The 13,773-nt window shown below is 69.8% G+C and carries 17 protein-coding genes; 7 read left to right on the top strand and 10 right to left on the bottom strand.

What is annotated here, in order from left to right; genetic code table 11:
* Nucleotides 1-186: 186 nt before the first annotated feature.
* The gene (locus tag OG241_RS30660; protein WP_405819768.1) at nt 187-582 is read left to right on the top strand and encodes a hypothetical protein; all 396 of its coding nucleotides are present in this window, start codon (nt 187-189) and stop codon (nt 580-582) included.
* A 26-nt stretch (nt 583-608) separates the two neighbouring features.
* Here OG241_RS30660 and OG241_RS30655 read toward each other — a convergent pair whose 3' ends face one another.
* The 9 genes from OG241_RS30655 to OG241_RS30615 form a co-directional block, all read right to left on the bottom strand.
* Nucleotides 609-992, bottom strand: coding sequence for a VOC family protein (locus tag OG241_RS30655; protein ID WP_405819766.1), 384 nt, complete (start codon nt 990-992; stop codon nt 609-611).
* 32 nt (nt 993-1,024) lie between these two features.
* Nucleotides 1,025-1,285, bottom strand: a complete 261-nt coding sequence (locus tag OG241_RS30650) for a DUF3099 domain-containing protein (RefSeq protein ID WP_405819764.1) — start codon at nt 1,283-1,285, stop codon at nt 1,025-1,027.
* A 76-nt stretch (nt 1,286-1,361) separates the two neighbouring features.
* On the bottom strand, nt 1,362-1,649 hold the full coding sequence (locus OG241_RS30645) for a DUF1416 domain-containing protein (protein WP_055524959.1): 288 nt from the start codon (nt 1,647-1,649) through the stop codon (nt 1,362-1,364).
* A gap of 83 nt (nt 1,650-1,732) precedes the next feature.
* A complete protein-coding gene (locus tag OG241_RS30640) occupies nt 1,733-2,572 on the bottom strand; it encodes a sulfurtransferase (protein WP_405819763.1) in 840 nt (279 codons plus the stop codon).
* A 185-nt stretch (nt 2,573-2,757) separates the two neighbouring features.
* Nucleotides 2,758-2,838, bottom strand: a complete 81-nt coding sequence (locus OG241_RS30635; protein ID WP_351335063.1) for an Ms5788A family Cys-rich leader peptide — start codon at nt 2,836-2,838, stop codon at nt 2,758-2,760.
* Between the two features lie 229 nt (nt 2,839-3,067).
* Nucleotides 3,068-3,814 (bottom strand): DUF2993 domain-containing protein, encoded by a 747-nt coding sequence (locus OG241_RS30630; RefSeq protein ID WP_405819762.1) that lies wholly within the window; start codon nt 3,812-3,814, stop codon nt 3,068-3,070.
* 401 nt (nt 3,815-4,215) lie between these two features.
* Nucleotides 4,216-5,307, bottom strand: a complete 1,092-nt coding sequence (locus OG241_RS30625; protein ID WP_405819760.1) for a hypothetical protein — start codon at nt 5,305-5,307, stop codon at nt 4,216-4,218.
* Between the two features lie 10 nt (nt 5,308-5,317).
* Nucleotides 5,318-5,572, bottom strand: a complete 255-nt coding sequence (locus OG241_RS30620; protein ID WP_405819758.1) for a MoaD/ThiS family protein — start codon at nt 5,570-5,572, stop codon at nt 5,318-5,320.
* Nucleotides 5,573-5,626: 54 nt separating this feature from the next.
* A complete protein-coding gene (locus tag OG241_RS30615; RefSeq protein ID WP_405819756.1) occupies nt 5,627-6,532 on the bottom strand; it encodes an alpha/beta hydrolase in 906 nt (301 codons plus the stop codon).
* Nucleotides 6,533-6,776: 244 nt separating this feature from the next.
* Here OG241_RS30615 and OG241_RS30610 point away from each other — a divergent pair, with 244 nt between their 5' ends.
* The 6 genes from OG241_RS30610 (at nt 6,777) to OG241_RS30585 (ending at nt 12,494) form a co-directional block, all read left to right on the top strand.
* Complete coding sequence (locus OG241_RS30610; protein ID WP_405819754.1) at nt 6,777-7,577, top strand: response regulator transcription factor; 801 nt, start codon at nt 6,777-6,779, stop codon at nt 7,575-7,577.
* A gap of 116 nt (nt 7,578-7,693) precedes the next feature.
* Nucleotides 7,694-8,719 (top strand): LacI family DNA-binding transcriptional regulator, encoded by a 1,026-nt coding sequence (locus OG241_RS30605; RefSeq protein ID WP_405819752.1) that lies wholly within the window; start codon nt 7,694-7,696, stop codon nt 8,717-8,719.
* Nucleotides 8,720-8,848: 129 nt separating this feature from the next.
* Nucleotides 8,849-9,988, top strand: coding sequence for a S1C family serine protease (locus tag OG241_RS30600; protein ID WP_405819750.1), 1,140 nt, complete (start codon nt 8,849-8,851; stop codon nt 9,986-9,988).
* 28 nt (nt 9,989-10,016) lie between these two features.
* A complete protein-coding gene (locus OG241_RS30595; RefSeq protein ID WP_405819748.1) occupies nt 10,017-10,214 on the top strand; it encodes a hypothetical protein in 198 nt (65 codons plus the stop codon).
* 97 nt (nt 10,215-10,311) lie between these two features.
* Nucleotides 10,312-11,049, top strand: coding sequence for a response regulator transcription factor (locus OG241_RS30590; RefSeq protein WP_405819746.1), 738 nt, complete (start codon nt 10,312-10,314; stop codon nt 11,047-11,049).
* Complete coding sequence (locus OG241_RS30585) at nt 11,046-12,494, top strand: sensor histidine kinase (protein WP_405819744.1); 1,449 nt, start codon at nt 11,046-11,048, stop codon at nt 12,492-12,494. Before OG241_RS30590 ends, OG241_RS30585 begins: the two co-directional genes overlap by 4 nt.
* A gap of 150 nt (nt 12,495-12,644) precedes the next feature.
* Here the strand turns inward: OG241_RS30585 and OG241_RS30580 are convergent, their stop codons facing one another.
* Nucleotides 12,645-13,631 carry an AraC family transcriptional regulator gene (locus OG241_RS30580; RefSeq protein ID WP_405819742.1) on the bottom strand — a complete coding sequence of 329 codons (987 nt, stop codon included), beginning with the start codon at nt 13,629-13,631 and terminating at the stop codon, nt 12,645-12,647.
* Nucleotides 13,632-13,773 lie beyond the last annotated feature (142 nt).

Raw genomic sequence — 13,773 nt, 5'->3', positions numbered from 1 at the left:
CCGCACTCCTCACTCCCACGCACGGAATTTGTGGAATTTGTGCCCCCGGGCGCCGAACAACCGCTAGTCAGCGGCGTTTTGGCGTCGCGGATGGGTCATGCTCAGCCTGAACCCGAATACGCAGAGTAGTACAAACAGCGCATTCCGTATAGAAGTTGTACGAGTTGGATGAAAGGAACGGCACCCATGACAACCGAGCCGACGACATCCTTCGAGCCCGGCACGCTGGTCCACGACCCGGAGACCGACAGAGTCGGCGCGTACCAGGCCGTCGTCGGCCCGTACGCGATGCTGCGCCCCGTCGGCGGCGGGCGTGAGTGGCAGGCCGATCCCGCCTCGCTTCGCGTGGCCACGCCCGAGCAGCGGCTGAGCGCGGGTGTACGGGCGGCCAACGAGCGTGCGGGACGGGCGACTTGGGGCTACCTGGACGTGGGTCGCCCGCCCCAGCCGATGGCCGGCTGCGAGACCTGCGCCGAAGTGGCCGCGCTGCGGAGGGCCGCGCAGGCGGAGTCGGACGCCAGCGCGGAGACGGACGCCGACGTCCTCCTGCGCAGGCACCAGCGGGCGGAGCACGCCACGTGAGCTGCGCCCCCCGCAGGCGATGAGGCTCAGGCCGGTTGCGTCCACAGGCAGAACGGATGCCCCGCAGGGTCCAGCAGGACTCGTACGTCGTCCTGCGGCTGGTACTCGTGCAGCCTGGCGCCCTCGGCCACCGCCCGTGCGGTCTCCGCCGCCAGGTCGTCGACCTCGATGTCCAGGTGGAGCATCATCTGCTGGTCGCCGGGGAGACGGGTCGGCCAGACCGGTGGGACGTACGCGGGTTCCGTCTCGAAGGCGAGGGAGACGCCCTCGGTGCCGGGCGGGGGGCCGATGAGCACCCAGTCGGGTTCCTCGCTGCGGATCTCGTAGTCGAGGAGGCGGACGTAGAAGCCGGCCAGTTCGTGCGCGTCGTGCGCGTCCAGGACCACGGTGGACACCCTCGTACGGCCCATACGGCCTCGCCCCTCTCCGCCCTCTGCGCCCGCTACTGGCGCCGCTTCTTGCCGTCCAGCTCGTCCCACCACTCGTCGGACTTCTGGTCGCCGGACGGGTCGTCCCACCAGCGGTCGTCCGGGCCTCGGCGGTTGGCGACGATCGCCGCCAGCGGCGGGATCACCATCGCCACCACGCACATGCCTACGGCCACCGGCATCGACCAGAGGCGTACCACTCCCCAGGCCAGGACGAAGAGCGTGATGCAGGTGCCCATCATGGCGAAGTACACGTGCCGGCGACGTGCGTACATACGTCCAGGGTAGGCCCGTACACGGCGAAGGGCCGCACCCCGGAACCCCAGGATGCGGCCCTTCGGACAGCAGGTGTCAGACGGCGATCGCGACCTCCGAGAGGCCGCCCGTCTGGGCGACGACCGTGCGGTCGGCCGTGCCGCCGGGGACCAGCGCGCGGACGGTCCAGGTGCCCTCGGCCGCGTAGAAACGGAACTGTCCGGTCGCCGAGGTGGGGACCTCGGCGGTGAACTCGCCGGTCGAGTCCAGGAGGCGGACGTATCCGACGACCGGCTCGCCGTCGCGGGTCACCTGGCCCTGGATCGTGGTCTCACCGGGCTTGATCGTCGAGGCGTCCGGGCCGCCGGCCTTCGCTCCACACATGTCTTTTCTCCATCAGAGGTCTGACCGGAGGGAAGGCCGGTCGGGGTGTACGGGGTGCTCGCCTACTACTGGTCCTGCTGGTCCTACTTGTTGGCGCCGAGCTCGATCGGGACGCCGACCAGGGAGCCGTACTCGGTCCAGGAGCCGTCGTAGTTCTTGACGTTCTCCACGCCCAGCAGCTCGTGCAGGACGAACCAGGTCAGGGCCGAGCGCTCGCCGATGCGGCAGTACGCGATGGTGTCCTTCGCCAGGTCGACCTGCTCGTCGGCGTAGAGCTCCTTGAGCTCGTGGTCCGACTTGAAGGTGCCGTCGTCGTTGGCGTTCTTCGACCACGGGATGTTGCGCGCGGACGGGACGTGGCCCGGACGCTGCGACTGCTCCTGCGGCAGGTGCGCCGGGGCGAGCAGCTTGCCGCTGAACTCGTCGGGCGAACGCACGTCGACCAGGTTCTGCGAGCCGATGGCCGCCACGACGTCGTCGCGGAAGGCGCGGATGGACTTGTTCTGCGGCTTCGCCTTGTAGTCGGTGGCGGGGCGCGAGGGGACCTCTTCCACCAGCTCGCGGGCGTCCAGCTCCCACTTCTTGCGGCCGCCGTCGAGCAGCTTGACGCTGTCGTGGCCGTACAGCTTGAAGTACCAGTAGGCGTACGAGGCGAACCAGTTGTTGTTGCCGCCGTAGAGGACGACGAGGGTGTCGTTGCCGATGCCCTTCGCCGAGAGGAGCTTCTCGAAGCCCTCCTCGTCGATGAAGTCACGGCGTACCGGGTCCTGGAGGTCCTTGGTCCAGTCGATCCGGATGGCGTTGCGGATGTGGTTCTTCTCGTAGGCGGACGTGTCCTCGTCCACCTCGACGATGGCGATGTCGGCGTTGTCGAGGTTGGCCTCGACCCAGTCGGCATCGACCAGGACGTCGCTGCGGCTCATGCTGTTTCTCCTCCGGGGCAGTTGCGGCGGGGTGGTGCTGTAAGCAGAGGGGGTACGTAGGGGTCGTATCCGGTCGTACCCGCTCGCGGGCGGTCAGGCCTGTTACGACTCGCGCACGAGGGCCCTTGGGTGAAGGGCGCCGGGGATGCGGGAGGTGGTGCGCCGCTGACGCCGCGCGCTCCCGCTCAGAAAGGGCGACAGAGCATGGCGGCGACGCGGCACAGGTCTACTGCCCGCCGCTTCGTGAGATCCGCCTGTCGCTGCATAGCGTCGATCGTAGGGACGGATTGCCGGGGATGTCACCGGCGTGTCGCATGATGAGACGCGATCGTCCGCGATGTGAGATACGCGAGGCGAGGCGACGGTGATTGCGGGAGCGCGGGCGCGGAGGTGGGGGGTGTGCCCGCCGTCTCAGCTGCGGTACGGACGGTGCCGTCTCGCCAGTTGGACGTCTGTCCGGCCGGCCGGTGGTCCCGGGCCGACGCCTCACGCCTCCTACCCGGCCAGGTTGACGTTCGAACCCTTCACCGTGATGTCCACGCCGGTCTTCGCCGCCTCGACCGAGTCCAGCTTGATACCGCCGGGCAGGCCCTCGATCTTCTGCTGGAAGTCCGTCACCGTGCGCATCCTGCCGTCGGCCAGTTGGATGCCCAGGTTGGGCAGGGAGTCCGCCTTCACGTTCACCGTGTCGCCCGCGACCGTGACCGTGCTGAGGACCGACACCGGCTGCGGCAGCTCCTTGCCGAGCACCGTCGCCTTGACGGTGACCTTGATCTTGCCGTTGCCGCCGTCCGAGAGGCCTACGACGGTGGCTGTCACACCGGGGACCACCTGCGTGGGCTCAGATCCGGTGGTCGCCTTGGCCGCCTTCAGCAGCTCGGCGTACGTGATGGTGGCGCTGCCGGTCGCAGTGGCCGCGGTGGCGGAGCTGTAGTCGCCGCTGAACTCGACGCCGCGCATCCGGGCGTTCAGGTCGTCGATGCGGATGTTCTGGCCGGAGGTGCCGGTGGCGGCGTCGTAGTCCTTGATGCCGACCTCGACGTCGTCCAGCTCGCCGCCGGCGACCTGGGTGAGGAAGGGGAAGCCCTTGATGGACACGTCCGGGGTGGTGGTCAGGCCCTCGTTGGTCCTGAGGCGGTCCGCGACCTCGTCCTCCGCGAAACCGACGGCGACGCGGTCGGCGATCACGAAGAGGCCGCCGAGGATCACGGCGACGATGAGGAGTATTCGGAGTGCACGCATGTTCGTGACGGTACCGGGGGCCGGCTTCGCCGGGGGGTGGGGTGGGGGTGGTTGTTGATCGGTTGTGACGGGGGCGGGCCGACCGTTTCCTCGCCCCCGCCGCCCCTACCCGTCCCATCCCGTTCCTGGGGGCTGCGCCCCCAGACCCCCCATCGGCCCTGAAGGGGCCTCGTCCTCAAACGCCGGACGGGCTGAAAATGCGGGCCTGCGCTGTAGACACGGTGGGGGCGGGTGGGTGGGAAAGAAGCCGGCCCTGAAGGGGCCTTGTCCTCAAACGCCGGACGGGCTGGAGGTGCCGGCCCGGCATTGGTATTTCAGCCCCTCCGGCGTTTGAGGAGCGGGGGTTCGGGGGCGGCGCCCCCGAGGATGGGACGGGTAGGGGCGGCGGGGGCGAAAACCCCTCAGGCCAGTGCGCGTCCCACCAGCCACACCGCCGGTGCCGCCGTTGCCAGGGGGAGGGCGACGCCTGCCGTGAAGTGGACGAACTTCGACGGGTAGTCGTAGCTGGCCACCCGGTGTCCGACGAGCGCGCAGACTCCCGCCGCCAACCCCAGCAGCGCACCGCCGTTGCCCAGCCCGGTCATCCCGCCGACCGCGATCCCCGCGCCCGCCGCGGCCAGCAGAGCGACGACCACCGAGGCCGGCGTCGGCAACGGCAACGCCCTGGCGAGCACCGCCACCGCGACCGCCGCCGCCCCGACGCTCACCGCGTCCGGGTCCGCCGCGAGGTGACCGGTCGCGATGATCGCCAGCGCCGCCGAGGCGACCGACGCCATCAGGCCGGACATCCGGGTGTCGGGGTCCGCGTGGGACCGGAGCTGCAGGACCAGGGTCAGCAGGACCCAGGCCCCGAGCGTGCCGAGGATCGCCGCCGGCCCGTTGTCGCGGCCCACAGCCAGCAGCGCCACGTCCGCCGTCACCGCGCCCAGGAAGGCGAGCGCGATGCCCTGCCGGGCCGGCCACATCCCGTTCAGCCGGAACCAGCCCGCCGCCGTGACCGCCTGGAGGATCACGAGGGGCACGACCAGCGCGTACGAACCGATGGCCGCCGTACCGGACAGCAGCAGCCCGAGCACAGCGGTGAGGGCGGCCGGCTGCATCCCCGGCTCGATGATCGGCGAACGTCCCTCGAGGCGGGCCCGCTGCGCGTCGGTGACTCGGGCGTTGCCCGCGACCGTGGCCGGACCGTATCCGGCGTCTGCGGGAGCCCCCTGGGGCGGCAGATACGGCGCCGGAGCCTCCGGGGCGACCTGCGGAGCCTGCACCGGGGCCTGCATCTGCGTCTCCCAGGTCTGGCCCTGCCACTGCTGCGTGTACTGCTGCGCCTGCGCCTCGTCGTACGCCTGCTGCTGCCCCGGCCAGGCCTGCGCCTGGGGCTGCTGTTGGTGTTGCTGGTGCTGGTGCTGATACGGGTCGTACCCCTGGTTCTGGTACCCGTCCCCGTACTGGCCGTCGTACTGCTGCCCAAACGGCTGCTGCTGCTGGTCACTCATGACGCTGTGCTCACCCTCCTGCGAACGGCGGGAGCACCTCGACCGTGCCGCCCTCGGCCAGCCGTACCGTCTCATGTGCGCGGGTGCCCACGGGGTCACCGTCGATGAGGAACGAGCATCGGCGCAGGACCCGGACGAGTTCGCCGGGGTGTCGCTCGCGGACCCCGTCGAGCGCCTCCGCGAGGGTGGCCGCGTCGTACGGCTCCTCGGCGGTCCCTGCCGCGGCTTTCGCGGCGGCCCAGTAGCGCACCGTGACCTTTGGCATCTGCCTGTCTCTGCTCTCTGCTTCCTCGATCAACCGGCTGTGACTACGTTCAGGCTAGCCCGCCTTCGTGACAGCCCAGTCCCCGATGCGCCGCAACAACTCCTCGCCCGCCGCGTGTTCCGCGTGCCCCATCCCCGGCTCCAGCCACAGTTCGCCCGCGTCACCGGCCGCTTCCGCGAGCATCCGGGGGTGGTCCACCGGGAAGTAGCCGTCCTGGTCGCCGTGCACGATCAGCAGGGGCCTCGGCGCTATCCGGGGCACCGCCTCCACCGGGGAGAGGGGTACGGGGTTCCAGTCCCGGTGGTGGATGCGCGTACGGAGGCCGTAGCGGCCGACCAGGCGGCCCTCGGGACGGGTGATCAGCCAGTGCACGCGCCGCATGGGGGCCGTCCCCCGGTAGTACCAACGGGCCGGCGCACTCACCGAAACCACCGCGTCCGGCGCCGCCCCCGTGCGCCCCTCGTGCTCCTGCCGCCCGGAGCCCCCGTACAGCGCGGCGTGCCGCAGAACGACCGAGCCGCCCATCGAGAAGCCGACCGTGACCACCCGGGTGTGCCCGAGCTCACGTGCCCAGTGGACGGCGGCGGCCAGATCGAGGACCTCGCGGTCGCCGACCGTCGAGCGCCCGCCGGACGCCCCGTGCCCCCGGAAGGAGAACGTCACGACAGCCCCGTACTGCGCGAACGCCTCCGCCACCCGTCGAACGTGCGGCCGATCCACATCGCCCGTGAAGCCGTGTGCGACGACGAGCGCGACATGGTCGGAAGGGTTGTAAGGGGTGGAAGGGTTACCGGAAAGTGGCGTCGAGGCGTCGTATACAACGCCTCCCGGCTCGTATACGGCATCGATCGTCACCCCGTCGTCGGTGGTCAGAAACCTCCGCCGAAGGACCTGATCGGCCGTCTCAGAGTTCGGGACGGCGAAAGATCGCGTCACATGACCTGCCCCACCAGTGCTCATGTGGGCTATTCTGCTGGGCAGAGGACTCGGGCAGCGCAGCCCCCGAGTCCTTTTGTGCTTTCGGTGGCGCTGTATACGAAGCGGACCACGAGCGGAACGCTCAGGGAAACCGCAGGTGTACGGCGCATGGATCGCGCAGCAGTGCCGCAAACGTCCTCGCAGGGACCGAGGAGGAACCAGACGTTATGGGCGAGCGAAATGTGTACGACCGTATGACGACGACTATCCGGGTGGGTGGGACGCGATGAGTTCTCTTCTCCTCCTGACCAATGCCCTCCAGCCGTCGACGGAGGTACTTCCCGCCCTCGGCCTGCTGCTGCACAACGTGCGCGTAGCTCCGGCCGAGGGACCCGCTCTCGTCGACACCCCAGGTGCCGACGTCATCCTGATCGACGGCCGGCGGGACCTCCCGCAGGTGCGCAGCCTGTGCCAACTGCTGCGTTCCACCGGACCCGGCTGTCCTCTCATCCTCGTCGTCACCGAGGGCGGCCTCGCGGCCGTCACCGCCGACTGGGGTATCGACGACGTCCTGCTGGACACCGCCGGCCCCGCAGAGGTGGAGGCGCGACTGCGGCTCGCCATGGGGCGCCAGCAGATCGTCAACGACGACTCCCCCATGGAGATCCGCAACGGCGACCTCTCGGTCGACGAGGCGACGTACAGCGCGAAGCTGAAGGGCCGGGTCCTCGACCTCACCTTCAAGGAGTTCGAGCTCCTGAAGTACCTCGCGCAGCACCCGGGCCGCGTCTTCACCCGCGCCCAGCTCCTCCAGGAGGTCTGGGGGTACGACTACTTCGGTGGCACCCGTACGGTCGACGTGCACGTACGGCGACTGCGCGCGAAGCTCGGGCCCGAGCACGAGTCGCTGATCGGGACCGTCCGCAACGTCGGTTATCGATTCGTTACGCCGGAGAAGGGCGACCGCACGAGCGACGAGGCGAAGGCCAAGGCGGCGCTCGCAAAGTCGGACGAGTCGGGCACTACGGGCGATACGGCGGCCCTGGACGCCGCCACGGAGTCGCCCGAGGTCAACGCCGAGGCGTGAGGGGCGGTACGCGACGTGAGCGGATGACCGCTCACGGCGCGATCCGCGCTCCGGGCGGGTGGTAACGAAGTCCACACGCCCTGCCCGGAGCGGGTCCATCCGCGTAGACTCCGCGAGTGGCCAAGGTGACTAGGGATGATGTGGCTCGGCTGGCGGGTACCTCCACCGCCGTCGTCAGCTATGTCATCAACAACGGACCCCGGCCGGTTGCCCCGGCCACGCGCGAGCGTGTCCTCGCCGCTATCAAGGAACTGAGCTACCGGCCCGACCGCGTCGCCCAGGCGATGGCGTCGCGGCGCACGGACCTCATAGGCCTGATCGTGCCGGACGCGCGCCAGCCCTTCTTCGGGGAGATGGCGCACGCCGTCGAACAGGCGGCTTCCGAGCGCGGAAAAATGGTGCTGGTCGGCAACTCCGACTACGTCCCCGAGCGCGAGGTCCACTATCTGCGGGCCTTCCTCGGGATGCGGGTCTCCGGGCTGGTCCTGGTCAGCCACGCCCTGAACGACAACGCGGCGGCGGAGATCGAGGCCTGGGACGCCCGGGTCGTCCTCCTGCACGAACGCCCCGAGGCGATAGACGACGCCGCCGTCGTCACGGACGACCTCGGCGGCGCCCACCTCGCCGTCCGTCATCTGCTGGAGCACGGCTACGAGTACGTCGCCTGTATGGGCGGTATCGCCGAGACCCCGGCGGTCGGCGACCCGGTCTCCGACCACGTCCAGGGCTGGCGGAACGCCATGGACGAGGCCGGCGTCTCCACCGAGGGCCGCCTCTTCGAGGCCCTCTACAACCGGTACGACGCCTACCAGGCCGCCCTCGAGATCCTCGCCGACCCGGACCGCCGTCCCCCGGCCGTCTTCTGCTCCACCGACGACCAGGCGATCGGCCTGCTGCGCGCGGCCCGCGAGCTGCGTATCGACGTACCCGGTGAGCTGGCGGTGGCCGGCTTCGACGACATCAAGGAAGCGGCTCTGGCGGACCCGCCGCTGACCACCGTCGCCTCCGACCGCTCGGCCATGGCCCGCGCGGCCGTCGACCTGGTCCTCGACGACGGCGTACGGGTGGCGGGCTCGCGCCGCGAGCGCCTGAAGCTGTTCCCGTCGCGACTGGTGACCCGGCGCTCCTGCGGCTGCGAGTAACCGCCCCGGGCCCCCACGGGCCCGCCCAGACCGGCCGGCCCGCGTCTTTATATCGGGCATACGAGGTTCTGGGGGGCTTCTCAGGGAGCACTCAGCCAGCTCTCATGCTGGGGCGACAAGCTCTCTTCCATGACCGAGAGCTTCCGCCGCAGCGGCGAGTACGAGACCCCCCAGGGCCACGAGCCGCAGTCGGCGTACCCCCAGCAGCATGTCGCCTCTTCCCCCGTGAACCCGGAGTGGCCGCCCCCGCCGGCGTACGAGCCGCCGACGGTCCAGCAGCCCGCCTACCAGGAGCCGGCCCAGACCCCGCAGGCCCAGCCCGGGGCCACGGCCACCCTCCTGGCGGAGCCCCCCGCCGATCCCGGCGCCCCCTCCCACCAGCGCAGGAAGCGCGCGAAGGGCCCCTTCGCCCTCCTCGCCGCCGTGGCCATCGTCGCCGCGGCGATAGGCGGCGGCACGGCGTACGGCATCCAGGAACTCACCAGCTCGGACTCCGCCGTCACCTCCAGCAGCACCAGCACCAACGTGGTGCCGTCGAGCGCCAAGGGCACGGTCTCCGGGGTCGCCGCGGCGGTCAGCCCGAGCATCGTCGAGATCAACGCGACCTCGAACGCGGGTTCCTCGACCGGCTCCGGCGTGATCATCACGTCCGACGGCGAGATCATCACCAACAACCACGTCATCGCCGGCGCCTCGGCCATCAAGGTGTCGACGAGCGACGGCAAGACGTACACCGCGAAGGTCGTCGGCACCGACAGCAAGAAGGACCTGGCCCTCATCAAGCTGGAGAACGCCTCCGGCCTGAAGACGGCGACCCTCGGCGACTCCGCCGGCGTCCGGGTCGGCGACCAGGTCGTGGCGATCGGCTCCCCCGAGGGCCTGACCGGCACGGTCACCAGCGGCATCGTGTCCGCCCTCAACCGTGATGTCACCGTCGCCACGGAGGAGAGCCAGGGTCAGCAGCAACAGCAGGGCGGCGGAAACGGTGGCGGCTGGCCGTTCCAGTTCGGCGGCCAGGAGTTCAACGGCGACACCGGTACGTCCACGACGACGTACAAGGCCCTGCAGACGGACGCGTCCCTCAACCCCGGCAACTCCGGCGGCGCGCTCATCGACATGAACGGCAACATCATCGGCATCAACTCCGCGATGTACTCGGCGAGTTCGTCCTCCTCGTCGGACGCGGGCAGCGCGGGACTGGGCTTCGCCATCCCGATCAACACGGTCAAGTCCGACCTGGCGACGCTGCGCTCGGGCTCGACCAGCTGACGCATCAGAAACAGATGAGGGGTACGTCATGATCAAGCAGGTTTCACACACGGTGACCGGCGGCACCGCGGCCACCGGCCCGGCCGGCCTGGACCTCGCCCTCGGCGTGGCCTTCGCCCTGCACCCGCCGACGGCACCGACCCGGGCCCCGGAGCTCTCGACGACCACACTCACGTCCGCCGCCCGCAGGGCAACGACGCGCGGTCGCCGTCCGGCACTGAGCTGACCCTCTCCCGGCTGATCCTTCTTCTCTGCACCAGACCGGAAACGTGCGACGCTGAAGGCGTCCGACACCTCCCACCGCACCCGAGGAACCCACGACCATGAGCCCCGCCGAAGGCGACCGCGACACCCACCGCATCCTGATCGTCGACGACGAGCCGGCAGTGCGCGAAGCACTCCAGCGCAGCCTCGCCTTCGAGGGATACGACACGGAGGTCGCGGTCGACGGCGCGGACGCCCTGGAGAAGGCGACCGCGTACCAGCCCGACCTGGTCGTCCTGGACATCCAGATGCCGAGGATGGACGGTCTCACTGCGGCCCGGCGTATGCGCGGCGCGGGCACGACCACGCCCATCCTGATGCTCACGGCCCGGGACACGGTCGGCGACCGGGTCACCGGCCTCGACGCGGGCGCGGACGACTACCTGGTCAAGCCCTTCGAACTGGACGAACTCTTCGCCCGGGTACGGGCGTTGCTGCGCCGCAGCTCCTTCGCGGCGGCGGCGGTCGCGGGCAGCCTCCCGGAGGACGAGTCCCTCACCTTCGCGGACCTGCGCATGGACCTCGCGACCCGCGAGGTGACGCGCGGCGGCCGGGCGGTGGAACTGACCCGCACGGAGTTCACCCTCCTGGAGATGTTCCTGGCCCACCCGCGCCAGGTACTCACACGTGAGCAGATCCTGAAGGCGGTCTGGGGCTTCGACTTCGAACCGTCCTCCAACTCCCTCGACGTGTACGTCATGTACCTCCGCCGCAAGACAGAGGCGGGCGGCGAGCCGCGCCTGGTCCACACGGTCCGGGGCGTGGGGTACGTGCTGCGACAGGGCGGCGCGGAATGAGCAGGCTGGTACGCCGGTACCGGTCCCTGCCGATCCGCTCCCGACTGGCCCTGCTGGTCGCTGCGGCTGTGGCGTTCGCGGTGGCGGCGGTTTCGGTGACTTGTTGGTTCATTGTGCAGGGGAAGCTGTACGAGCAGGTCGACAGCGACCTGGAGCAGGTGGCGAGGATGAAGCCCGGGCAGTTCCAGCAGATGAACGACGCGCTCGCCAACTGCACCAAGACTCCACAGAGCACCAACCCCTTCCGGAACAACCTCTACACGCAGGTGGTCAAGGCGGACGGAACCACTTGCGTCATCGCCAACTCCGAAGGCGCGATCAAGGTCACCCAGGCTGACAAGGACGTGATCAAGAACGCTGCCAGCGGCAAGGGCACCATCCGCGACGGCACTGATGAGGACGGCGATCCCGTCCGCGTGATGACCGCTCCGCAGCTCCTTGAAAACACCGCCACAGGGGAGCAGTCCTACGGTGCCGTCATGGTCGCCGTCTCCCTCAAAGGGACTCACGGCACCCTCAACGAACTCGCCCTGATCCTCCTCTTTGTCTCCGGCGTCGGTGTACTCGGAGCAGGAGCCGCCGGTCTCGCCGTCGCTCGTGCAGGCCTCCGCCCCGTCGACAAGCTCACCGAGGCCGTGGAACACGTCGCGCGTACAGAGGACTTGAGCATCCGCATCCCCGTGGAGGAGGACAGCGACGACGAGATCGCCCGCCTCTCCCGTTCCTTCAACTCGATGACCTCGTCCCTCGCCAGCTCCCACGAACTGCAACAGCAGTTGATCGCCGACGCCGGTCACGAACTGCGTACCCCCCTCACTTCCCTCCGGACGAACATCGAGCTCCTCACCCGCAGCGAGGAGACGGGCCGCCCGATCCCGGAGGCGGACCGCAAGGCGCTGCTCGCCTCGGTGAAGGCCCAGATGACCGAACTGGCCGCGCTGATAGGCGACCTGCAGGAACTGTCTCGCTCGGAGGGTCAGCGGGGCGAGCGCGTCCAGGTGGTCTCGTTCGAGGACACCGTGGAGTCCGCGTTGCGCCGAGCCCGCCTGCGCGGGCCGGAGCTGACGATCACAGCGGACGTCCAGCCCTGGTTCGTGCGGGCGGAGCCCTCCGCCCTGGAACGGGCTGTGGTCAACATCCTGGACAACGCGGTGAAGTTCAGCCCCGAGGGCGGCACGATCGAGGTCCAGCTCGCGTCCGGTGTCCTCACGGTCCGCGACCACGGCCCAGGCATCCCCGCCGACGAGATCCCCCACGTCTTCGACCGCTTCTGGCGCTCCCCGAGTGCGCGAGCCCTCCCCGGTTCCGGCCTGGGCCTGTCGATCGTCGCCCGTACGGTCCAACAGGCGGGCGGCGAGGTCACGTTGGCCCACGCGGAGGGCGGCGGCACGGTGGCCACCGTACGACTGCCGGGGGCGCCTACGCCTCCGCCGGAGACGATGTAGGGAACGCGATCGGGTTTCCTCGATCGCGGAGCCGAGAGGACGGTCCCGCGACCGAGGCTTCCCCCGTTGCAGAAACGACAATGCCTGGTTGGCGGCCTGTTGTCCTTCGCAGCCAGTCCACAGTTTCTTGGCCCTGCGTCTACTCGCGGTCTATTGCGGTCCGGCCAGGGCCCGTTGGCGGTGTTCCCTGGGTGATGTGCCGTAGGCCGCGCGGAAGGCCCGGGTGAAGTCGGAGGGGCGTGGGTACCCCCAGCGGGCGGCGATCGTGTGGATCGGCGTTGCGGCCAACGAGGCGTCCGCCAGGTCGCGGTGGGCGTTCTCCAGGCGTCGGCGGCGGATCCAGGCGGCGACCGGTTCGCCGTTCGTCCGTTCCTGGAAGATGCGGTGCAGATAGCTGAGCGAGATGTTGTGGGCGGCGGCTATCACCGGCGGGCTCAGGTCGGGGTCGTGGAGGTTCTGGCGGATGAACGCCTGGACGCGTTCCGCAGTGGCCCGCCCCCGGGTCTCCGGCGACAACGCCGCTTCCGATTCCAGTAGTTGGGCGAACCAGGCCGACATGAGGTCGAGGACGACCGTGCCCAGGCGGGGCCCGTCGGAGGGCTGAAGGGTGTCGGCCTGCCGGTCCAGGCCGACGACGAAGTCCGCCAGGAGTGCGCCGACCCCCTCCAGCCCCGGCAGCCGCCGGCCCAGCAACTCCCGTACCCGGTGCGGTGGCAGGGGCAGCAGAGCCTTGGGGAAGTCCACGGCCATCCCGGTGACGATCCCGCCCTGCCGGTCGTCGGCCGACCTGACGTCGTACGGCCGCGAACTGTCGGCCAGGTGCAGGTCACGGGAGGTGAACGTGCTGGCCCGGCCCACGTGGTCGAGCGCCAGCCCGCCTTCGATCAGCAGCGTCAGGTGATAGAACTCGGGGTCGGCCTGCCGCACCAGTTTCTCGGTGCGCCGGTAGCGCGTCGGCAGAAACGACATCCGGCTCACGGCCACCGGCCCCAGTTCCATCAGCCGCTGCTCCGCCCAGAAATCGTCGGCGTGTTCGCTGACGAGTGCGCTGGAGCGCGTCCGGGCGACCAGTTCCTGCCAGTAGTCGAACCGGTCTCCCACAGGCACGTCGTCCGTGCGGAACACCGTCCCGATCATTCCGTTTCCTCTCCGGTCCCCGCTCTTCGTCTTCTCGGCACGGCAACCTTTCCTCTCCCGGCTGCGACAGCCAAGTGACCTGGTTCCCCCATCAGTTAACCCCTCTGACCAATCCATCTGACTTACCCCTCTGAACCCCTCA

It is taken from the genome of Streptomyces sp. NBC_01390 (assembly GCF_045040105.1).
In the GTDB taxonomy this organism is placed as follows: domain Bacteria; phylum Actinomycetota; class Actinomycetes; order Streptomycetales; family Streptomycetaceae; genus Streptomyces.
This window is presented reverse-complemented; position numbering and strand designations above follow the sequence as displayed.